The 21,946-nt window shown below is 68.2% G+C and carries 17 protein-coding genes; 4 read left to right on the forward strand and 13 right to left on the reverse strand.

All coding sequences use genetic code 11. The features are described from left to right. Positions 1 to 36: 36 nt before the first annotated feature. The 3 genes from ACFIMZ_RS37660 to ACFIMZ_RS37670 all read right to left on the reverse strand — a co-directional run bounded on the left by ACFIMZ_RS37660 (position 37) and on the right by ACFIMZ_RS37670 (position 5,660). On the reverse strand, positions 37 to 3,507 hold the full coding sequence (locus tag ACFIMZ_RS37660; protein ID WP_431825755.1) for an AAA family ATPase: 3,471 nt from the start codon (positions 3,505 to 3,507) through the stop codon (positions 37 to 39). A 3-nt stretch (positions 3,508 to 3,510) separates the two neighbouring features. Next, on the reverse strand, positions 3,511 to 4,761 hold the full coding sequence (locus ACFIMZ_RS37665) for a metallophosphoesterase family protein (RefSeq protein ID WP_431825756.1): 1,251 nt from the start codon (positions 4,759 to 4,761) through the stop codon (positions 3,511 to 3,513). A gap of 134 nt (positions 4,762 to 4,895) precedes the next feature. After that, positions 4,896 to 5,660 carry a hypothetical protein gene (locus tag ACFIMZ_RS37670; protein ID WP_431825757.1) on the reverse strand — a complete coding sequence of 255 codons (765 nt, stop codon included), beginning with the start codon at positions 5,658 to 5,660 and terminating at the stop codon, positions 4,896 to 4,898. A gap of 164 nt (positions 5,661 to 5,824) precedes the next feature. Here ACFIMZ_RS37670 and ACFIMZ_RS37675 point away from each other — a divergent pair, with 164 nt between their 5' ends. Next, a complete protein-coding gene (locus tag ACFIMZ_RS37675) occupies positions 5,825 to 6,319 on the forward strand; it encodes a GSCFA domain-containing protein (RefSeq protein WP_431825758.1) in 495 nt (164 codons plus the stop codon). Positions 6,320 to 6,366: 47 nt separating this feature from the next. Here the strand turns inward: ACFIMZ_RS37675 and ACFIMZ_RS37680 are convergent, their stop codons facing one another. The 6 genes from ACFIMZ_RS37680 to parS form a co-directional block, all read right to left on the reverse strand. Further along, the gene (locus ACFIMZ_RS37680; RefSeq protein ID WP_431825759.1) at positions 6,367 to 7,407 is read right to left on the reverse strand and encodes a methyl-accepting chemotaxis protein; all 1,041 of its coding nucleotides are present in this window, start codon (positions 7,405 to 7,407) and stop codon (positions 6,367 to 6,369) included. 188 nt (positions 7,408 to 7,595) lie between these two features. Beyond that, entirely contained in the window at positions 7,596 to 8,207 is a 612-nt protein-coding gene (locus tag ACFIMZ_RS37685) for an HD domain-containing protein (protein ID WP_431825760.1), read from the reverse strand. Between the two features lie 54 nt (positions 8,208 to 8,261). Next, positions 8,262 to 9,311, reverse strand: a complete 1,050-nt coding sequence (locus ACFIMZ_RS37690; protein ID WP_431825761.1) for a patatin-like phospholipase family protein — start codon at positions 9,309 to 9,311, stop codon at positions 8,262 to 8,264. A gap of 77 nt (positions 9,312 to 9,388) precedes the next feature. Continuing rightward, positions 9,389 to 12,838: an adenylate/guanylate cyclase domain-containing protein gene (locus tag ACFIMZ_RS37695; protein WP_431825762.1), complete on the reverse strand. Its 3,450-nt coding sequence runs from the start codon at positions 12,836 to 12,838 to the stop codon at positions 9,389 to 9,391. Positions 12,839 to 13,048: 210 nt separating this feature from the next. Further along, the gene (locus ACFIMZ_RS37700; RefSeq protein WP_431825763.1) at positions 13,049 to 13,528 is read right to left on the reverse strand and encodes an RES family NAD+ phosphorylase; all 480 of its coding nucleotides are present in this window, start codon (positions 13,526 to 13,528) and stop codon (positions 13,049 to 13,051) included. After that, positions 13,525 to 13,980 carry a type II RES/Xre toxin-antitoxin system antitoxin gene (parS, locus tag ACFIMZ_RS37705; protein WP_431825764.1) on the reverse strand — a complete coding sequence of 152 codons (456 nt, stop codon included), beginning with the start codon at positions 13,978 to 13,980 and terminating at the stop codon, positions 13,525 to 13,527. The genes ACFIMZ_RS37700 and parS overlap by 4 nt, the downstream gene beginning before the upstream one ends. A 349-nt stretch (positions 13,981 to 14,329) precedes the next feature. On the opposite strand from parS, the gene ACFIMZ_RS37710 reads away from it, so the two are divergent. Continuing rightward, positions 14,330 to 14,632 (forward strand): DUF4148 domain-containing protein, encoded by a 303-nt coding sequence (locus tag ACFIMZ_RS37710; protein WP_431825765.1) that lies wholly within the window; start codon positions 14,330 to 14,332, stop codon positions 14,630 to 14,632. Between the two features lie 276 nt (positions 14,633 to 14,908). Here the strand turns inward: ACFIMZ_RS37710 and ACFIMZ_RS37715 are convergent, their stop codons facing one another. Beyond that, positions 14,909 to 15,079, reverse strand: a complete 171-nt coding sequence (locus ACFIMZ_RS37715) for a hypothetical protein (RefSeq protein ID WP_431825766.1) — start codon at positions 15,077 to 15,079, stop codon at positions 14,909 to 14,911. Between ACFIMZ_RS37715 and ACFIMZ_RS37720 the strand changes: the two genes are divergently transcribed. After that, positions 15,078 to 15,794, forward strand: a complete 717-nt coding sequence (locus tag ACFIMZ_RS37720) for a dienelactone hydrolase family protein (RefSeq protein ID WP_431825767.1) — start codon at positions 15,078 to 15,080, stop codon at positions 15,792 to 15,794. The genes ACFIMZ_RS37715 and ACFIMZ_RS37720 overlap by 2 nt on opposite strands. Positions 15,795 to 15,950: 156 nt before the next feature. Here ACFIMZ_RS37720 and ACFIMZ_RS37725 read toward each other — a convergent pair whose 3' ends face one another. Beyond that, on the reverse strand, positions 15,951 to 16,892 hold the full coding sequence (locus tag ACFIMZ_RS37725; protein ID WP_060197405.1) for a LysR family transcriptional regulator: 942 nt from the start codon (positions 16,890 to 16,892) through the stop codon (positions 15,951 to 15,953). A 354-nt stretch (positions 16,893 to 17,246) separates the two neighbouring features. Continuing rightward, the gene (locus ACFIMZ_RS37730; protein ID WP_431825768.1) at positions 17,247 to 18,545 is read right to left on the reverse strand and encodes an adenylosuccinate synthase; all 1,299 of its coding nucleotides are present in this window, start codon (positions 18,543 to 18,545) and stop codon (positions 17,247 to 17,249) included. Positions 18,546 to 18,685: 140 nt separating this feature from the next. Between ACFIMZ_RS37730 and gcvA the strand changes: the two genes are divergently transcribed. Then, positions 18,686 to 19,588: a transcriptional regulator GcvA gene (gene gcvA / locus ACFIMZ_RS37735; RefSeq protein WP_431825769.1), complete on the forward strand. Its 903-nt coding sequence runs from the start codon at positions 18,686 to 18,688 to the stop codon at positions 19,586 to 19,588. 111 nt (positions 19,589 to 19,699) lie between these two features. Here the strand turns inward: gcvA and ACFIMZ_RS37740 are convergent, their stop codons facing one another. Then, positions 19,700 to 20,023 (reverse strand): DUF4148 domain-containing protein, encoded by a 324-nt coding sequence (locus ACFIMZ_RS37740; protein ID WP_431825770.1) that lies wholly within the window; start codon positions 20,021 to 20,023, stop codon positions 19,700 to 19,702. Positions 20,024 to 21,946: the final 1,923 nt, after the last annotated feature.

Here is a 21,946-nt window from a genome sequence, read left to right on the forward strand (position 1 = left end):
GCGCCGGCCTTTCGTGACCTCGTGCATGCTTGCGGACTAGGCGGCCGCCGGCTCGCGCTGCAGCGCCACCACGTTGACCCGTTCGCCGAACACCGCCTTCACCAGCGGCAGCAGATGGTCGTGGTGCGTGAGGAACAGCACCTGCGTGCGCGTCGACAGGTCGCGCAGCGCCTCGAGGCCCGCCTTCGCGCGCTCGTCGTCGAAGTTGATGAACAGGTCGTCGGCAACGAACGGCAGCGCGGTCCGGTTGCGCAGCTGCAGTTCGAGCGCGGCGATCCGCAACGCCAGGAACAGCTGGTCGCGTGTTCCCTCGCTCATGCCGGTCACCTCGACCGCCGTGCCCTTCGTCCGCTTCGCATGGAGCGCGGGCGGCGTGCGCTCGGTATCGACCGTCAGCCGCGCGAACTCGCCCAGCGTGAGCCCCGCGAAGATTTCCCCGGCGCGCTTGAGCATCGGCCCCTGCTTCTGGTCGCGATAGCGATCCGTCGCCCACTTCAGCAGCCGGCTTGCCGTCGCGGCCTCCAGGTACTGCTCGGCGGCGTCGCCCATCGCGGCCAGCGCTTCCTGCCGCTTCGCCTCGGCGACGGCCGCATTCGCCTGGCCGTCGATCGCGCCGAACGCCTGCTCCGCGACCACCTGCTTCTGCGCAAGCTCGTTCAGGCGCTTGCCGACATCGCCCAGCGCCTGCTTCGCCGATTCGAGCAGCGCCGGCACGTCGGCGAGGTCCTGTTCCGCGATCTCGGCCTCGATCGCTTCCTGCGAAAGACCGTCGCCATCCCGCACGAGCGCCTCCCGCGCCGCATCGACGGCCTGCCGAAGCTGGCGATGCCGGTCGGAGCGCTCGGCGAGCGGCAGCGCCGCGTCGATCGCCTCCACGCCGGCCATCTCGAGGAGCGGCTGAATCCGGGCGTCCGCGCCCGCGACCGCGGCAACGGCATCGGCCACCTTGCCCTCCGCGTGCCGAATCGCGTCGTCGGCGCGGTCGATCGCTTTCGCGGTCTCCGTGGCGGCCACGAGCCGCGCCGTCAGCCGGCGCGCGACTTCCGGCCAGTTGCCGGCGGCCAGCAGCTCGGGATCGAGCACTTCGGCCAGCCGCCGCGCATCGCGTTCCAGCGCAGCCAGGTCAGCGCGGATCGCGGCGATGCGGCTGCGCGGCGCGTCCGCGGCGGCCAGTTCGGCGGCGACGGCGTTCGCCAGCTCGACCGCGCCCTCCGCCGCCGCAAGCGTCACCGCGCTCGTGGTGAGCCTCGCGTCCGCCAGCGCCTCCCGCCATTGCGCCTGCCACGCGTCATAGGCCGCCTGTGCGTGATCGGCTTTCGCCCGCGCGCCCGCGCACGCGCGCTCGGCCTGACGCGCCTGATCCTCCAGGCTGCCCTGTTGCGCGATCGATTTCTCCGCCGACTGCACGAACGACTCCGCGGCAGCGACGAGCGCCGCGAGCCCGTCGGCCTCGCTCCCGCGCGACACCGCACGCAACGCGGACAGCAGCGCCGCCTGGGCCGCCACGCGCGCGGCGCGCGTCGATTCGAACTCGTGCGCCTGACGCTCGCATTCGGCTTGCGCGGCGAACACCGTCTCGCGCTTCGCCAGCCAGTCGGTCATGTCGGCCAGCGGCATGCCCGGCACGCCGGCGTTCATCGCGAGCCGCGTCCACGCGTCCCGGTGCGCGGACAGTTCCTGCTCGCGTTCGCCCAGCGCGGCCTGCCTGCGCGTCACACTGGTGCGGGCGGACTCGACCTGCTGACGCAGCGCCTGCAGCGTCGCCGCCGCCTGCGTCGTGCCAAGCCGGGAATCGACGAGCTCGTCCGCGAGCCGGATCGCGTCGTCGAGCGCCGGCGCGCCGGCGTCGAGGCCGACCGCGCCGCGCTTGATGTCGCCCCACGCGCCGTCGCGGCGCGCGCGCGCCGCCAGCACGTCCGTGGTCGTGACGACCTTGTGGTCTTCGGCGAAGTGCTTTTCCTGCAATTCGAGCCGCTCGAGCTCTTCGCGAGCATGATCCAGCGCGTCGCGCGCCGCCGCGACCGCGCCCGCATGCTCGTTGTCGTCCTTTTGCCACGCGACGAGCCGCGCCGTCGACGGCAGGTCGAGCGTGCGCAGCGCCGCCACGGGCTTGCGCCACTGCCCGAGCCCATCGAGCGCGTCCGTCAGCGCGCGTTCCGCCAGCGCGACCTCGCGCTCGAGCGCCTGTTCCCGCGACGCGCTGTTCCTGAAGCCCTGCGCGTCGGCGAGCGCGATGCGCAGCGCCTCGGGCGCCTCGACCGTCGACAGCCGGTCGAGCTGGTCCTGCAGTTGCGCAAGCTCGCGCACCTTCTCGTCGAGCGATTCGCGCGCGCCGATCAGCGCCTGATGCAGTGCGCCGTGCTCGCGCAGCAGGTTGGTGACCGTCTTCAGCGACAGCGCCTTCGGCAGCGCCGCGCGCAACGCCGCTTCGTCCGCGGGCCAGCCGAGCTGCGCCGCGGCGCCGAACGCGGCCAGCAGGTGGCGCTCGACTTCCGCGTCGCGCAGCAGCAGGTCCTGCGGATGATTCGCGCACGCGCTGCGCAGCCGGTCGAGCGCATCGATGTCGGCGGACAGCGCGAGCGCGTCGCCGTCCGCGACGATCGCATCGCGCGCGTGCCGCTTGCCGGCCAGATCGGTGCGCCGCTCCTCCAGCACCTTCCGCTCCGCCGCGAGATCGCCCTGCGCCTTCAGCAGATCCGCCTGGGCGGTCGGCGGCAGCTCGACGACCAGGCCGAGCTCGACCAGCGCGGCTTCCTTGACCGTCAGCTCCTTCAGATACGGCGCGAGCCGCCGCACGCGCTCGAGCTTCGAGCGCAGCGATTCGAGCCGGCGCTGGTCGGCGCGCGCCCGTTCGATCTCGTGATCGACGGCTTCGCGGGCCTCCTTGCGATCGACCCAGTCCCGCGTGCGCACCTGCACCGCCTTCAGCTCACCCACCGCTTCGGCGAAGGACGTCTCGGCCACCGCGAACGCGCTGCCGCTGCGCCGCGGCGCCCACAGCTCGCCCGAGCGCGCTTCCAGCTCCTCGCGCACCGGCCCGAGACTGCCGACGCCCGCCGCCGATTCGAACAGCACCTGGCCGAGCTTGTCGGACGCGTCGAGAATGCTCCTGCCGCCCTCGACCAGCCGCCCGTGATCGAGTCCGAACATCTGCTCGAAGAATTCCTTGCTCGCGCCGTCGAGGACGGCCGCCAGATAGTCGTCCGGCAGCCGCTCGTCGGCCGGCGTGCGCAGCGGCGTGCGGCCTCTCGCGCGATGGAACGCCATCTCGCCGGCCGCGCCTTCGAGCACGCCGCCGATCCGCAGCTCCGGCGTGCTGTGGAGGAAATCGAGCGGCGTCTGCAGCTTCATCCCGAACAGCAGCTCCGACACGGCCGTCCGGATCGTCGACTTGCCGGCCTCGTTGGGCCCGACGATCACATGAAAATCGTGGTCCGCACGCGGAAAGCCGAGCGCCGCGTCGGTGAATTTGCCGTACTTGATCAGGTCGAGTCGCTTGATGCGCATCGTTCATTCCCCCTGGGCCAGGCGCGCCAGCAACGCGGGGCCGACCTGCTGCACCAATGCCGTCAGCTCGCCGGACCGCGCCAGCGACAGCAACGGCACCTCTTCCTTCACCTCGCTGCGCACCTTGCCGACGAACGGCTTCAGGTCGCGTTCGAGCAGCGCGAGAAATTCCGGATCGTGCGCGGCGTCCGCGAGGATCTGCTTCAGGTCCTCGAGCGCTTCGAGCTGCTCGGTCTCGCCTTGCGACAGATCCATCGCGGACGTCGCGACCTTGACCTTCTCGAGCCAGAGCCGCTCGTTGCCGATGATGCCGATCTGGTTCAGCACTTCCGCGCGCAGCTGCGTCGCGCGCCCGAAGAACAGCCCGTGCGCGGGCGTGCGGCCCGTGACCGTCACGCGCACCGCGCGCGGCACGTGGCCGTCGACCGTCAGCAGCGCTTCCAGCGACTGGCCGATCTTCCGCGCGAGGTCGGCGATCGTGACGCAATCGGCCGCATCGACCGCGACGGCCTCCCAGCGCAGCACGTCGAGATACAGGCGCTCGACGCGCGTCTCGCCGCCCTCGACCGTGACGAGCACCGCGCCGCGCCGGCCCGTCTCGCGGATGTGCCGGCCCTGCAGGTTCCCCGGAAACACGATCGTCGACGGCCCCGACCATTGCTGGAACTCGTGGACGTGCCCGAGCGCCCAGTAGTCATAGCCTTTCGCGTGCAGCTCCGCAAGCGTGCAGGGCGCGTAGCTCGCGTGCGCCGTGTAACCCTCGAGCGCCGTATGCAGCACGCCGATGTTGTAGCAGCCGGGCACGGGTTCCGGATAGCCGACCGCGAGATTCTCGACGACCGCCTTGTCCTTGAAGCTCTGCCCGTGCAGCGCGACGTTGAATTCGGGCAGGCGATGGACTTCCGGCTTGCGGGGGCTGAACACCGTGACGTTGTCCGGCAGCGTGAGCTTCCTGGTCATCTCGCTCTCGGCGTCGTGGTTGCCCCACAGCACGAACGCGCGGATGCCCGCCTTGCGCAGGCGCCCCATCTGCTGGCCGAAGAAGATGCCGGTGTTGTGATCCTTCCAGTCGCCGTCGTAGAGATCGCCGGCGATGACGAGAAAGGCCACCTCCTCCTCGATCGCGCGATCCACGAGCTGCCGCAGCGCGTCGCGGGACGCATTGCGCAGCTGCGCGGCCGGCGCATCGGGATAGGCGCTCAGGCCGTGCAGCGGGCTGTCCAGGTGAATGTCTGCCGCGTGGATGAACTTCACGACGATTCCTTTGATGCTTGGCGGGGAGTGGCCGGTGCGCGCTGCCGCCGGTTGCGGCGGCGTCGCGCCGAACCGGCGTCAACCGGCAGATTGTAGTGGTCAATCCGCCGCGACCGCACACAATGCCGCGCCGGTCATTCGCCGCGCGGCACGGGCGGCGGCGCATAGCGATCGTCGTTGCCCGGGAACGGATTCGCATTGCGGCGCAACGCGTCTTCGTCATCCTTCTGCGCGAACAGCGCGACGCCGATCACGCCGACGTTCGCCGTATCGCCAAACTTCGCGTTCGCGACATAGCTGTCCGGCACCGACGCGAAACGGAATGCCGCCACCTCGTCCTGGCTCTTGCGGAAGCCTTCGATCGTCAGCGTGCGGCCCGGGTAGAGCACGTAGCCGCCGTTCCGGTAGCTGCCTTGGCGGCCGGACAGCACGTCGAGCCCGTCGACCGTCGACACGACCTCGAACGTGCGGCGCCCCTGGTTGCGCAGCACGATCACGTAGCGCGCGCCCTCGACGCCCGCCATGTGCCAGCGGCCGTCGCTGCGCGCGAGGCGCAGCGGCGCGCCGCGCTCGTCCGCAAAGGACAGCTCGACGTCGCCTTTCGCGAGCGCGACCCGCGTCGGCAGCTTGCGCACCGCCGCCGCGGCCGGACGGCCGGGCAGCGCGTCGTTGTAGTAGACCGACGTTACGTCGGTCGGCGTGGTCGGGTTCGCGCGCTCGAAATCGACGCGGCGCGTCTCGGAGCGCACCGCCTCGCCCCATGCGGTGCCGAGCCCGCGACGCTCGCCGGCGTCCGGCGCGGCGGAAGCGGCGGTGCCGGCGGGCGGCGGGAACGATGAACTGCAGGCAGCGAGCCAGAGCGCGCAAACGAGCGCAAGCAGACGGAACAGGACGGTCATGGTCGTCAATCCTCGGAATGTTATCGGCCGCGCCGGGGCCCGGGCGCGGCAATTTCGTGTCAAGTGCCGTCACGATGTCGATCGGACGGGGCGGCCATCGGCAACCGGCGCGGCAAAGCCGGCCGCCGGTTGCGATCGGACCCGATATTTAAGCATGGCGCGCGGTGCGCAACGTCGCGGCGAACGTGTTCATCTACACGCTCGGCGTGGCGCCGGCCTTCTTCGACAGGCAGTCCGGCGAGTTCGTGATGCCGTCGAGCTCGACGTTCGCGTCGCGCGCCTTCGCGGAAATGTACGACTTCCGGACCACGACGGTGCAGGAGAACCCGGAGAATCTCGAGTACATTGCGTCGTACATGCGCACGTTGAACCCGAACGTGAAGATCATGATTACCGTGAGCACGGTGCCGCTGACGACCACGTTCGAATTCAAGTCGGCGATGCAGGCGGACTGCGTTTCGAAGTCGACGCTGCGCGTCGTCGCCCACGAGTTCGTCACGAAGCATCCGGACGTCGCCTACTGGCCGAGCTTCGAGGTCGTGCGCTGGCTCGGCGGGCATGTCGGGCCCTTCTACGGCCACGACGACGATGCCGCCCTTCACGTCGGCGACGACGTGGTCAAGGCCATCACCGACCTGTTCATCGAGCATTACTCGTGACCTGACCGGGCCGCGGCGCTTGCCGCGGCCCCGGCGGCGGCAAGCGCCTACGCTCCCTGCGGCCGCTGGCAGATCACGCCATACCAGCCGAGCCCCTTGTACGTCTCGTAGCCGGGCGTCGCCGCGAACGACACGGTCGTGCCGTCGTGCAGCCGATAGAAGCCCGCGGCCTTGCCGTCGGTCTTCAGGCGGAACGGCTCCTGCAGCACGCCCTTGCCGTCCGAGCTCGCGATCACGCGCGACGACGCGTCGACGATCATGCAGCGCGTCCGCGCCCACTCGTCGTCGCTCAGCCGCACGCCGTTGACGACCGCCGCCGCCTGCGCTTCCCAGTCGAAGAAGATCACCAGCGCGCCGAGCACCCGGCCGTGCTCGCGCCCGCCGTCGCGAATCGCCGTCGAATAGGTCGCGACCTGCGCCTGCTTCAGCCACGGCAGCCGCTCGACGTCCGACGCCACGTAGTCCGCCCCGGAAGACGTCTTCATCGCGGCCTTGAACCAGCGTGCGTCCCCCACGTGACGCCCCTGCGCCGGATAGGTCGCCTCGCGTCCGCTCGCGACGACGACGCCGTCGGCATTCACGACCCACAGGTCCTTGTAGACCGTATAGCTGTCGAGGATCACCGAGAGCCGCTGCGAGGCGTGCGCGGTCGCCGCCGGGCTCTCGTGCGCCACGCAATCGACGACCGACGAATCGGTCGCCCACCAGCGGACATCGCACGACCGCTCGTAGAGATTGCGATCGACGATGTCGATCATGTTCAGCGCCAGGTCGGCGCAGCGCTGCCCTTCATGCGAGCGCATCCGTTCGATCATGCTGTCGCCGAGCTCGGTCAGACGCGTCAGCGCGCCCGCAAGCTCCTTGTTGAGCCCGTCGGTGATGTCGCCGATGCGCTTCGACACGTGCTTCACCTGGTTCGCAACGACGGCGAAGCCCTTGCCGGCATCGCCTGCGCGCGCCGCCTCGATCAGGGCGTTCAACGCGAGGAAGGTCGTCTCGCGGTTGATGTCGTTGATATCGCCGATCTTGCCGGTGGCCAGCTTCTTCACTTCATGGGTCAGTTCGACGATTGCTTGCGGGTTGGCCATGTGCGGGTCTCTCTCGTAGTGGTGTCGCGATTCCTTTTCGACAGAGGAACGCAAGTATCGGGCCTGCTATCGGGCCTGCTTTGCCGCACGGCCATGCACGCATTCCGGCAGCCCGCGCCGCGCCGCCGATGCACGGTTGTCGCACAGGCGATGCACCACATTGGTGGCGAGCGCGCCGCCCGGCCGGCTCAAGGCGTCGGCAAGCCGAGCCGCCACGTCAGGTTGCGGCGCGCGCGCGCTTCGCAGCGCGCGTGGAACAGATCGGTGTGATAGATCCTCGGGCGCGCCAGCAGCTCGCCGAGGATCGCGCGGACCTGGCGGTCGTACGCGCGATCGTCGAGGTCCGTGCGCTCGGCGCGCAGCCGCAGGCCGTCTTCGCGAAAACGGCGGCGCGTCGCGCCCAGCACCGCGAGATCGATGTCGACCACGAAGCGGACATCCGGCTCCGCCGGCACGACGCTGTGCTGCGTCGCCAGGATCATGTCGCGAATGCGCTCGCCCGCTGCGATGCGCCCCGCCGCCCAGTGCCGGAACCAGTCGGCGCTGCGCGCCTCGTTGTCGCGGGCGCCGGGCCGATAGATCACGTCGTGGCACCACAGCGCGAGCTCCACCCGGTCGGGATGCGGCACCACGTCGCGCGCCCGGTCGAGATCGCGCAGGCAGCGGCGGATATGGCGCAGCGTGTGGTAGTGACGCGCCGCTTCGCCATAGCGCCGGGCAAGGTCCGCATAGACGGCTTCGGCATCGAGGCCGCCGCTGCGGGTCCATAATGCGACGAAGCGCGCCTGCGTCTGGCTCATCCCGGTTCCCTTGCGTCAACGCGTCCGGCCCTTGCGTCCGTTTCGCGGCGGCGCTCAAAGAAATTCCCTGCGAATGTCGATGCTCGACCGCTCGCCGACATGCCGGTAGTTCTCCGCGAGCCACGCGTCCGCCTCGCGCCGCCCGTTGTCGCGCAGTCCGCACAGGAAATCCCAGTCCGCGTTGTACTTGCTGGAGACGCTGAGCGCGCACATCGCTTCGTCGGAGCGGATCGAGTGAATCCGCATTTCCTTCATCTCGTCGCGGGCGAGCTTGCCTTGCTGGATCAGTTCGGTGACGAACGCGATCGCGCGCATCTCGCGCATCAGCGACGAATTGAAGCTGATCTCGTTGATGCGGTTGAGGATGTCCGCCGCCGTCACCGGCACGCCCGGGCGAACGAGCGGGTTGATGTGCACGATCACGACGTCCCGCGTGTCGCAGTGGTAGATCAGCGGATAGATCGCGGGATTGCCCATGTAGCCGCCGTCCCAGTAGTGCTGGCCGTCGATCGTGATCGCATGGAACAGGGTCGGCACGCAGGCCGACGCCAGCACGGCTTCCGCGCAGACGTCGTCGCCCGAGAAGATCCGTATCTTGCCGGTCTCGACGTTGGTCGCGCTCAGGTAGAGGCCGATCGGGCAGCGCTTCCTCAGCCCGTCGAAATCGACGTGCCGCTCCAGCACCTCGCGCAGCGGGTTCAGGTTGTGCGGATTGAACTGGTACGGCGAGAAGATCCGCAGCACCATGTCCGCGAACGCATACAGCGGCGAGTGGTCGAGCCCGAAGCTGTGCGTGCCCTTCAGCCAGGGCATCCAGCGCAGCGGATTGTATTGCTCGGCCGACTCCGCGACCGCGTGCCAGAAATCGTGCAGCGCGCCGCGCGCGGCGGCCTCGCCGCCCTGCAGCAGGCCATGCGCGAGCACGGCGGCATTCATCGCGCCGGCGCTGGTCGCGCTGACGCCTTCGATGGACAGCCTGCCGTCCTCGAGCAGGCGATCCAGCACGCCCCACGTGAACGCGCCGTGCATGCCGCCGCCCTGCAGCGCCAGCGCGACCGGCTTGCATTCGTCACGTCCGCGGCGCCTTTCGCTCTTCGTGGCCATCTTCGGTCTCCCGTCATGATGCCGGCTTGCGCCGGCCGCGCGCGCACGCGTCGCCGATGCGCTTCAGCGCGTGCGGCTCACCCGCCGTTCGAAGCAAGCTGGTCGAGCAGCGCGGCGGCATCGCGCAGGTCGGCCGTATCGAAACCTTCCGCAAAGCCGCCGTACACGTCGGACACCATCCGCCGCGCGTCGGCCGTCCGGCCCTGGCCTTGCCACACGCGCGCGAGGCTCAGCACCGCGCGCAGCTCGAACGAACGGGCGCGCTGGCGGCGCGCGACGTCGATCGCACGACGAAGACAGCCTTCGGCGTCATCCGCACCGCCCGCCGCGCCGAGCAGCAGCGACGCCTTGAGTCGATGCAGCTCGGCCTCGTAGCAGCGCTCCCCGGTGCGCGCCGCCAGCGCCAGCGCTTCGTCGATCGCGCCGAGGCCCGCCGCCGGATCGCCGGCGCGTGCGCAGCTGTCCGCGAGCAGCGCGAGGAAGTGCGTGCAGCCCATCGCGGCGCCGGTCGCGCGGTAGCCGTCGAGGCCCGCGCGCATCTGCGCGATCCCGTTCGCGAGGTCGCCCTGCTCGCTCAGCGCCCAGCCCCGCAGGACCGCGCCCCACGCATGCCAGAACGGCAGCCCCTGCTCGGTCGCAAGCGTCATCAGCGCTTCGGCGTGCTCGCGCGCCGCGTCGGCTTCGCGCCGGAGCTGCCGAAACTGGGCCGCATAGGCGAGCGTCAGCGCCAGCGTCGGAACATGGGTGACCTGCCCGGCCCGCGCGAGCGCCTGCCGGCAGCGCAGGTTCGCCTGATCCGCGCAGCCCTGATGCCACAGGGTCCACGCGAGGAAATTCAGGCAGCGGATGCCCGGATCGATCGTGCCGGCGAACACGGGCCCGGAACGCGGCTCGGCGTCGAGCAGTGCCAGCGCCCGCTCCTCGTGAGCCCGGGCGCGCATGAGATCGCCTTCGAAAAACAGGCCGGCCGACAGCGCAAGATGCGCCTCCACGAGCAGCCCCGGATGCTTTGCCTGGCGCGCCATGCGCAACATCCTGTTGCCGATCTCGCGGGCAGTCGCGTACTCCGCTCGCAAGTGGTAATGCGTCCTCAGCCCGAGCTGCACCAAAAAGAGCTGCGAGATCTCGCCGATCTGCTCGCACAGCGCCAGCGCGCGCGTATAGTTCGCCGCGACGTCTGGCGCCCCATAGCCGCGGACCGCCATCAACGCCGGTCCCAGCGCGATCCGCAGCGTCAGTTCCTGATGCGCGCGCTCGGGCGTATCGGGCATGCGCTCGAGCAGCTCCAGCGCCGCGCCGAGGTGACGCATCGCGTCCGGCTGCGCGGAATGCTGGAGCGCCTGTTGCCCGGTGCGGTACAGGTACTCGACGGCTTTCGGCACGTTGCCGCTCAGCCGGTAGTGGTGCGCGAGTTCGCCGCAGTAGTCCGCGATGCGGGTCGGGAACAGCGCCTCGATCGCCTGCGCGGTGCGCTCGTGCAGCGCGCTGCGCCGCTCGGTGAGTAGCGAGTGCCCGGCGACTTCCTGCGTCAGCGCATGCTTGAACGAATACTCGACCTCCGGGAACGCGGGCCGCTCGTAAATGAATTCCGCGACCTCCAGCCGTGCCAGCAGACGGCGCAGATCGTCGTCCGTCCGCGCGGTCTGGCCGTCGCAGATGCGGCGGATCAGGCTGAACGGAAACTCCTTGCCGATCACCGCGAGCATCTGCAGCAGCTCCTTCTCGTCGATCGCGAGCCGGTCGATACGGGCGGCCAGCACGCCCTGCACGGTCGTCGGAATATGCAGCGCGGCCGGAATCTGCTCGATCCGGTAGCGCCCCGGTTCGCCGAGCAGCGCGTGTTCCTCGACGAGCGTCTGGACCACTTCCTCCATGAAGAACGGATTGCCCTCCGTGTTTTCGAGGATCAGCTGCTTGAGGGGCGCGAGGGTGGGATCGTCGCCGAGCAGCGCGGCGAGCAGACCCTGGGCCTCGGCCGGGCCCAGCGGCTCCAGCCGCAGCTGGCTGCCATGGGCCGCGTGCGTCCAGACCGGCTGGTACTCCGGCCGGTAGTTCACGAGGAGCAGGATCCGCGTGCGCTCGACGCGCTCGATCAGGCAGGCGAGAAATGCTTCGGTCTCCCGATCGAGCCATTGCAGGTCCTCGAACAGCAGCTCGACCGGCTGGTCGCGGCTCTCGCGCGCCAGCAGTTGCGTGATCGCGTCGAAGGTGCGCTCGCGGCGGATGCGCGGGTCCATCTCCGCCAGCGCCGCGCCGGGCTCGCCGATGCCGAGCAGGTAGAGCAGATAGGGCACGAGATCCTCGAAGCTGCGCTCGAGCGTCAGCGCCTTGCCCATCACCTTCTCGCGGCAGCGCCGCTCGTCGTCCTGCGCGGTGATCTGGAAATAGTTCTTCAGCAGCTCGATCAGCGGCAGATACGCGAAGGCCTTGCCGTGCGACACCGAGAAAGTCTCGAGCAGCAGGCAGCCGCGCCGCGTGCGCTCCTTGAACTCGTGGAACAGCCGCGACTTCCCGACGCCGGCCTCGCCGACCACCGCGACGACCTGCCCGCGTCCCGCGCCGGCCTGCTGCAGCGCGCCGTGCAGGTGCGCCAGCTCGGCCTCGCGGCCGACGAACCGTGCGAGGCCGCGGTGCGCGGCCAGTTGCAGCCGCGTGCGCAGCGCGCCGAGACCCAGCACCTCGTACACCGGCAGCGGCTCCGGAACGCCCTTGACCTGGGTGGCGCCGAGCGCCTTGAACTCGAAATAGCCCTCGGCCAGCCGATGGGTCGACTCGCTGACGAGGATCGACGACGGCGTCGCGATGCCCTCCATCCGCGACGCGATGTGGATCGTGTGCCCGACCGGATCGTAGTCGGTGTGCAGGTCGTCGGTGCGGATCGAGCGCACGACGACTTCGCCGGTATGCACGCCGACGCGGATCTGCAGCGGAATGCCTCTCTCCAGACGAATCCGGTCGCTGTGACGGCGCATCGCCTGCTGCATGCGCAACGCCGCGAACAGCGCGCGCTGCGGATGATCCTCGTGGGCGATCGGCGCGCCGAACAGCGCGAGGATGCCGTCGCCGAGCGATTTCGCGACGTAGCCTTCGTAGTAGTGGACGGCTTCCATCATCAGCGCGACGACGGGCTCGATCAGGCGATGGGCCTCTTCCGGATCGAGATCGTGGATCAATGCGGTGGAGCCGGCCATGTCCGCGAACAGCGCGGTGACGGTCTTGCGCTCGCCGGCGGTTTCGCCGCGCGCTTCCATCGCCGCCTGTTCGGCGAGGATGCGCTCGGCGAGGTGCTGCGGCGTGTAATGGATCGGCGGGATCGGCGCCGGCGGCGGAGCGGCGGGCCCGGCGGCCGGCAGCGGACGCGGCGAGGGGCCTGCATCGGCCAGCGGCGCGCCGCATTCGCTGCAGAACTTCGCGGAGGCGCCCGACTCGTGGCCGCAGCGCGGGCAGGTGCGCGTCAACGCGGCCCCGCAGGTCTCGCAGAAGCCGGCCCCGGCGGGGTTGTCGAATCCGCAATGTGCGCAGCGCATACGATCGCTTCCCCTGCCCGGAACCTGCTCCTACACATTCTAGTGCCGCACCTGCGTGCGGCAAGCGGCGATCGGGATACGGCATTCCCTCGGTTCCGACCGACGGCCATGCGCGTCATGCGCGCGACGTCATCCGCATCGTCGAGCGGCCTGCCGACGCGATGCCGGCTTCACGCGAGCCGGCGGGCATGCCGCGCGGCGCATGCGGGGTCACGCCGTCGGCTTCGGCTGGATCAGCCGCAGGATCCGGCTGTCGTACGGGGCTTGCACGATCTCCGCGACGCGGATCTCGGCGGTGGCCGGGTGAAGAGGATTGAGCAGGAAGTTATGCGCATGCGGCACGACCGCGCTCGGCACGCGCAGCAACGCGCTCGGCTTCGTCTGCAGCCACTCGGTGCCCGCGCCCTTCGTCCAGTCGGGATTCGTCCGCCAGTCGGCCGGCGCGTCGTGCTCGGCGATCTCGGCCACCGCAACCGAGTCGGGCACCTCGACCCGCAGCAGCTGGTAGCCGTCCGGCAGTTGCGCGACGGAGGCGATCTCCAGATGGACGAGCGTCTCGAGCAGCGCCAGCGCCGGATGCTCGGCGAGATACACGACCGGCTGCCCCGCAAAATGCCAGCGGCCGCCGGCACGCAATCCGCCGATGCCCTTCAGGTCGGCGTAATTGCTGATCCGCCACAGCGTCGTCAAGCGAAGTACCCTTCGTCGATCTGCGTGAGCGCCTCTTCGACGAGCCGCGCGCCGTGCTCGGTGCTTGCCATGTCGAGCGAGGTCCGGCCGCCGAAGCGCTGGAGCCCGCCGCGCAACCATGCCATCGCCTTGTCCGGGTCGCCGAAGGTCGCGGTGGCCTGCGCGACGATCCGCGCAAGACGGATCGCCTTGTCGGACTCTTCGGGAGACAGGCGCTCATGCGCCTGGCGGCGGTGGCTCAGCGTCCGTCGCGGGATGATGAAAGCCAGCTCGTCCGACTTGAGCCCGCGCTCCGACAGCCGGTCGATGACCGCGACGTCGACGCGCGCGCTCGCCAGCTCGGCGAGATCCGCGCCCGACCGGACGCGGGTTGCCAGCAACTGTTCGAGAATCGCGAACTCGGCCTGGCGCGGATGCGCGACGCCGGACGGATGGAAAGCGATGGTTGCCATGGACCCTCCTCGGCAATTTGCCCAATCATTATAGGCGTTTTGCCGAACCGTTGGCGATGCGGGATAGCGCGTGGTCGGATCGGCGGGAAACGATCGGCTGATCGATCCCGACTTTGTCACGTAACAACTCTTCGAAGCTCAAACATGTGAACGGGGAGCCCGCCTCCGATCATTCCACGCCCTCCCAACAATCACCCGACAAAGCCCGGACTCCACCCCGGATCGTTAACTCAATTGCAATAATTTTTCGCGGGAATCGGTATTTCCGGCCGGTATCGCCATCGCTACGATGCAATCAACCGCTCAGCACTACCAGTGAAGCGCGAAATCAACGAAACCGGAGGTCAACATGAAATCGTTCATCTACGCCGTGGTCGCAGCCACTGCCCTGTCCGCATCGTATGGCGCATTCGCCCAATCGAGCCAGCCGACGCGCGCGCAGGTTCGCGCGGAACTGGTCCAGCTCGAGCAGGCCGGGTACAAGCCGGAAGTGTCCGACGTCCATTACCCGCAGGCGCTCCAGGCCGCGCAGACGCGCGTCACCAGCGCCGACGAAACCGGCTATGGCGCGCAGGCAGCCGCCGGCGTTCGCGCGGGCCACGTCGTGTCGCTCACGCAGAGCGGCCCCGGCTCGGTCTACTTCGGTCATTGAGTCCGCCCGTCGCTCGCGCATAGCGAGCACGGTCGAACGACGGAACACCACGCCCCCGATCGTCGGGGGCGTGGTGTTTTCACATTCGGCCGCGCATGGTCGCCGCGAACGTCCCCACGGCATGCGAAGCCGTTTCCGCCCGAAATAATCAGGAATGCTTGAATTCCGGCCAGTCGACGCGCTTCGAGCGCCGTACCGCCGCGCCAGCGGCCGGAACCTGCGCTCGCACCTCGCGCCCCGACGACGGCCACGTTCCGGGCCGGCCGACCGCCATCATCACGAGCGCAGACCCGGCACGTTTGAGCATAGAATTCCGGCGAGTACGGAGCCGGCCGAAGCGGCCGCGGGCAGGTCGTGAAGACCGCCGGGAAGATCCCGGTCGCTGCCGCGCTCGCCGGCTGTTCTGAAGCGGTACCCATGCGCATTTTTCAAAAGGAGCGGTTTCATGTCTCAAGCATCCGGATCCATGATCACCTTTCGCCGCCCGGACGGCCAGGAACTGCAGGGCTATCTGGCTACGCCGGAAAAGACCGACGGCGCGCCCGCGGTCGTCGTCATCCAGGAATGGTGGGGCCTGAATGACCAGATCCGCGGCGTCGCGGACCGGCTCGCCCGGGCCGGGTACTTCGCGCTCGTTCCCGACCTGTACCGCGGGAAATCGACGGTCGAGGCGGAAGAAGCGCACCACCTGATGAGCGCGCTCGACTTCGGCGACGCGGCGTCGCAGGACATTCCCGGCGCGGTGCAGTACCTGAAGACGCGCGCCGGGCGCATCGCCGTCACCGGCTTCTGCATGGGCGGCGCACTGACCCTGCTCGCGCTGCAGAACGCCGACGTGGCGGCCGGCATCGCGTGGTACGGCCTGCCCCCGCTCGACTACATCGACCCATCGAAGATCAAGGCGCCCGTGATGGGCCACTGGGCGACGCAGGATGCGTTCTTCACGATCGATCAGGTGGACGCGCTGGAAAAGAAGCTGGGCGCCGCAAACGTCGACTTCACGTTCCATCGCTACCTCGCGCATCACGCGTTCGCGAACGAGACCGCCGTCGGCGCCGGCCGCCTGCCGGACACGCAGTACGATCCGGCATGGTCGCAGATCGCATGGGACCGGACGCTCACGTTCCTCGGCCGCACGCTGTGGACGACCGAGCCGAAGTAAGCGCGTTGCGATACGCGTGATCGTCGTCTGCCGGCCGGGAGCATGCGGCCGGCGGATGATGGTCGGGGTCCCGGATGCGTCGTGCCGGCCGCCATCGGTTCGCAAAGAACAGTGCAACCGGAGCGCGTTACGCCGTGCCGGCGACGCCGCGCCGACTCAGGACTGACCGGAACCGCACAGCGCCGCCTCGTCGGCGGCCAGCATCTCGGGCACGCATTCCCGCAGGAACTCGACGAACGTCCGGATCTTCGCGTCGAGATACTGCCGCGACGGATACAGCGTGTAGACCGTCAGCTTCTGCAGCCGGTATTCGGGCAGCACGCGGACCAGCGCGCCGCTGCGCAGGGCGGGCACCGCGGTCGACATCGGCAGCGAGCCGATGCCGAGACCGGCGCGCAGCGCGGCGCCCAGCGCATCGGCGACATTCACCTGAAAGTCGGGTAGCGGAAGCTCGAAGGTCTCTCGGCCGTCAGGGCCGTCGAGATGCCAGCGGTCGCGCGGAAACACCGGCGTGACGATCTGCAGGCAGGCGTGCGCTTCGAGGTCCTTGATCGTCTGCGGCGTGCCGTGTTCGCGCAGGTACGCGGGCGACGCGCACAGCACGCTGTGCACGGTGCCGAGCCGCTGCGACACGAGTCCCGAATCGGGCAGCTCCGTCGTGCTCAATTGCAGCGACACGTCGTAGCCTTCGTCGATGATGTCGGGCACATGCTGCGACAGCGTCAGCTCGACCGCCACCGACGGATAGCGCTCGCGGTAGCGCACGACCGCCGGCACCACGTACGCCTGGCCGAAGCTCGTCGTCGCGTGCACGTGCAGCCGGCCCGACGGCTTGGCCTGCGCGTCCGCCGCTTCCGCCTCGGCCTCGTCGATGTAGGCGAGCACCCGCTGGCAGCGATCCAGGTAGCGCTGCCCCGCATCGGTGAGCGCGATGCGGCGCGTGCTGCGATTGAGGAGGCGCGTGCGCAGATGCGTTTCCAGTTGCGCAACCGAACGCGATGCGTAGGCGGTCGTGATGTCCAGGCGCTGGGCAGCGCTCGTGAAGCTGCCTTCCTCCGCGACGCGGACAAATATGCGCATCATCTGCAGCGTGTCCATCGACCAGCCCCCGGGAATGAGATCGCCTCGCGCCACGCGGCCCGGGCGCGTCGCGTTGCGCGAGGCCGGGACCGTGCCTGGATCGCCGCCGCGCGAGCCTTGCTGCGCAAGCTGCCGACGGCGTCGCTCCGAAGCGGGACATCCACACAGGCATATGTGTGCGCGCATTCCGCTTCGGCACGAATGGTGCGGAACAGTACAGGAGCGGTAAGGGCGTGTCCAGTTCGGCATGATCCCGACCGTGGCGGTCAGCCCGACGCTTCCGGACGACGCATCGTCGATGTCGCCACACGCCCGCTCGGCCGGACTCCTGACTGTGCTACCGGCGTGGGCGACCGGGTTGCCTGCGGCGCGCTACGCGCGCACGGACGAATCGAACGGACTCCGCAGCACGATGGTGTCGTCGCGCTCCGGTCCGGTCGTGATCAGCGAAACCGGCACGCCCGCGATCGCCTCGACGCGTTCGACGAAGCGGCGCGCCGCTTGCGGCAGGTCGCCGAGCCGCCGTGTTCCGGCGACCGTGCCGGCCCACCCGTCGAACTGCTCGTAGACCGGCTTCGCGCGGGCCAGCGCAGCAAGGCTCGCGGGCAGATGATCGATGCGCTTTCCGTCGAGCTCGTAGCCGACGCCGAGCCGGATCACGTCGAACCCGTCCAGCACGTCGAGCTTGGTCAACGCCAGCGAATCGATGCCGGACACCTTGACGGCCTGGCGCAGCTGGACGGCGTCGAGCCATCCGCAGCGGCGCGGCCGGCCGGTATTGACGCCGTACTCGCGCCCGCGTTCCCGCAGCCGCTCGCCGACCTCGTCGGCAAGCTCGGTGACGAACGGCCCGCCGCCGACGCGGGTCGCATAGGCCTTGGTCACGCCCAGCACGTGGCCGAGCTTCGACGCGCCGAGACCGGTGCCGGCGGCCGCCGCCGACGCGACCGTGCCCGACGAGGTCACGAACGGATACGTGCCCCAGTCGATGTCCAGCATCACGGCTTGCGAGCCTTCGAACAGGATCTTCCTGCCCTGGTCGTGCGCGTCGTTGAGGTCGGCCCACACCGGCCGCACGAACGGCAGCACCTTGGGCGCCAGGTCGGCGAGCATCGGCAGCATCGCGTCGCGTGACCACGTGTCGAGGCCCAGGCCACGGAACCACGCATTGTGATGATCGAGCAGCGCGTCGAGCTTGTGCGCGAGTCCGTCAGGATCGGCCAGGTCGCAGACCCGCAGCCCCCGGCGGCCGACCTTGTCTTCGTAGGCGGGGCCGATCCCGCGCAGCGTCGTGCCGATCGGTTCGCGGCGCAACTGCTCCTGTGCGCGATCGACGGCCCGGTGAATCGGCAGGACCAGCGTGGCGTTCTCGGCGATCGACAGGTTGTCCGGCGTCACCGCGACCCCGAGTTCCGCCATGCGCGCGATCTCGGCGAGCAGCGCTTCCGGGTCGAGCGCGACGCCGTTGCCGATCACGCCCGGCTTGCCGCGCACCAGCCCGCTCGGCAACAGCGCCAGCTTGTAGGTCTTCCCGTCGACAACCAGCGTATGTCCCGCGTTGTGGCCGCCGTTGTACCGCGCGACGATGTCGGCCTGCCCCGCGAGCCAGTCCACCAGACGCCCCTTGCCCTCGTCGCCCCACTGCGCGCCCACCACCACGACATTCGGCATGCTTCGATCTCCATGTGAGAAATTTCGACACTTGGCGGACTCCGCGAGCCGCTCGTATGGCATATTGGCGCAGCTGGATTTGACGATCAAACGATTAAACCTGAGATATCGCGTGATATAAATTCACGCGAACCGATGCGATGCGCCGTACCCTTCCTCCCCTGAATTCGCTGCGGGCGTTCGAAGCCGCGGCCCGGCTCGGCAGCTTCACGCTGGCCGCCGACGAGCTGTGCGTGACGCACGGCGCGATCAGCCGGCACGTCCAGCAACTGGAGGCCTGGCTGGGGCAGGCGCTGTTCGAGCGGTACAACCGGCGGGTCGAATTGACGGAGGCCGGACGGGTCTACCTGGCCGAAGTCGGCGCGTCGTTCGACCGCATCGCGCTCGCCACCGCGCAGCAGCTTCAGCGCGGACGCCAGGGGGTGCTGCGCGTCAGCGCGCCGGCAACCTTCTCGCTGCGCTGGCTGGTGCCGCGGCTGTCGTCGTTCCAGGTCGCCCATCCGCACATCGAGGTGCGGCTTGCGACGTCGAACGAGCCGATCGACAAGCTCCGCGACGTCGTGGACGTCATCATTCGCGGCGGCCCGCAGACGATCGAAGGCTATGTGGCCGAGGAGTTTCTCTCCGAGGTGCGCCTGCCCGTGTGTGCGCCGCGGCTCCTCGAGGAAAGGCCGCTCAGGCAACCCGCGGATCTCGCACACTTCACGCTGCTGCATTCGGCGACCTATCCGGGCATGTGGCCGGAATGGCTCGCGGCGGCCGGACACCCGCATCTCGTGCCGCGGCATTCGCTCACGCTCGAGCACTTCTACCTGACGCTGCAGGGTGCGCTCGACGGGCTCGGCGTCGCGATGGGCCCGATCGCGCTCGTCGCGGACGATATCGCCGAAGGCCGGCTCGTGCAGCCGTTCGATGCGCCCGTGCTGCCGCCGTGGCGCTATTTCATCTATGTGGCCGCGGCGCGCGCGGAAGACGGCGCGGTGCGCGCTTTCATGGATTGGCTGAAGCTGGCGGGCAGCGCGTCGGCTCCGCGCGACGCCTGACGGAGAGACGACGCGCGGCTATGCGCGGACTGAGCAAGGTTCCCGCTTCGCATGGCGAGGGCAGGCGGCGCACCGTGCCGTCATCGCACGGCGCACGCGCCCGGAGAATGCTTACTGGCTTGCGCCTGCAGCAGCCCCTGCCTTCTTCTGTGCGTCCTGCAGGTTCTGCGGATAATTCGGATCATTGGCCGAAGGCTTGTATCCCGCGTCTTCGAGTTTCTTCAGCTCGGCGTTGTTCTTCGCGCGCGCGGCCTTGTGCTCGGCCTTGCGTTTCGCGCGAGCTTCCTTGCGTGCCTGTGCCTTCGCTGCCTTGGCATCCTGCGCTTGCGCCGCGGGCTCGCTGGCCGGCGCCTGGGCAAACGCCGGTGCCGCGCCACCGATCAGGAGAGCCGCAGCCGTAGCGACGAGCGTGAGCCTTCTGGTTTGGATACGCATCAGTGAACTCCTTCTTCTGATTGATTACAGATTGAAGTACGTCGAGATACCACCCCTGCCACCGAAACGTCGATACGTCGATCGGGGCCTGTGAATCATAACTGCGTCGCCGCACCAGTGGCGATATGGAAACCGCTGAATGGCGCACAGTGCTCGGTGCAACGGCATCGTTGATCGTCGGCAGCGTCCGAAGACGATGATCGCGGTCACGTTCCCGCGATTGATGTCTTCCCATAAACGACCACCCAACGCTTTGGGACGGTTGCTCGTCCGGCCTGTCCATCCGCATCGCGGCAATCGTGAGCTTTCACGGAATCCGCGACAGACGAATGGTGAGGATTTTCAGGAGCCGCGTGCAGGTTCGACTGCGGTGAGTCAAGGACGTGCCTTCGTGTTCACGTTGCGCCGCCTTGCCCGGCTGATTGGTGGACGCGTCGCGTCGAACGCAGGCACGAGCCGATGGGCACACGGAACGCTTCGCTCCGGACAACAGATTTCGGAGATGCAAAGGTAGAAATTTGCGATGGCCTTATCGCTGATCGTTGATCGTTGTGCGCGAACTTCCTTATGCCGCCTTGTCCACAGATCGTTCTGTGTGATCAGGTTGCCGGGTGCGATGTCCTGTGGAACCAATCGCATTTCCACAGGACGTCGACACAGGCGCTACTGTGCGCTGCGTCAGTTGGGGCAATACAGGGGCCGGTAGCCTGTGGCAGACGTCGACGTGGCTCCGTTGGCGAGCGGCACAGCGCACCATAGACGGGAACCTATCGGCACAAAACGGCGTTTGCCGTCGATTCGCTCCCATAGCTTTATACGTTTCGATGCATGTAAGTACGTGCTCACGTCGAAATGGCCTCTTCCATGCTGGAAGGCCCGCCAGACGGTGCGATACGCGTGTCTGATCGGCACGAACCTGCGACGGAAGTCACTTGACCGCACGTATGAAGGTCGTCTGGTAGCGGTTTATGGGGGGGGGCTTTTTCCGGAAGCACACAGTGTGTTTACATCTTTAGAAAGCAACGTTTACTTCTTTAACTACTTTTAGAGGCTTCACAGGCTTGCCTGACAAGGGTTTGACCGGTGTTCGGTACCCATTTATGGGAGGGAAGGTAGAAGGGTTTGGGGTCTCAGGTCTGTGGATTTGGGGAATTGGGTACCTCGGAATGGGAAATCAGGGCTGTGGATATGGTGGGTGGGTTCCCGGTTATGGGAATTTGACGGTGGAACGCCGCGGGTAGCCGTCTATGGGAAGCGGCAATGGTACCCATCCATGGGGGGATTCGGACACGCTGCCGCGCGTCGAATGTTCGCGAGGATGATCTTTGGTAGCCATTTGTGGGGCGCTTCGAGGGTATCCGTTTATGGGAGGCGGGCTAACGCGTTTCTGGCAGGATTCGGATACAGGGTGAGTCTGGCGTTCCCATAAACAGGACCGGGTCGATGGAAAGGTAGTCTTTTGTGGGGATTTCAAAGGTTGCCAGTTATGGGATCGATCTGGGTGCGTTGCGACCTGAGCCGCGTGATCATCGAAACGCACGAGGATCAAAAGGTAACCATTCATGGGGAACCGTCGAGGTAGCCATTTATGGGAGAAAAATGACGTGCTGCTGCATGGCATCACGAATCCGGCGGCCGATCGTCATTCCGGCCGTCTGATTCCCATAAAAGGTTACCTTCTACCAGGCGCAGGGCCGGCCCGATTCGGTCGCAGCCACCTAAAGGTAGCTGCTTTTGGGAAGGGGCTTTGCGAAAAGGTAGATGCATATGGGGGCTTGCGAACGTCGCCTCGTCAAGAAAATTCCTTTGTGCTCGATGAGTTAGCCGCGATTGTGCAAGTGACCTGCGAGCAGGGACGTTGCCGGCGGCGGCGAAAAGGTATAAATTCCGCCCTCAACAAGGTCACCTTATCCGGACACCACG

The sequence above is a fragment of the Burkholderia sp. F1 genome, from assembly GCF_050813845.1.
GTDB classification, from domain to species: Bacteria; Pseudomonadota; Gammaproteobacteria; order Burkholderiales; family Burkholderiaceae; genus Burkholderia; species Burkholderia ubonensis.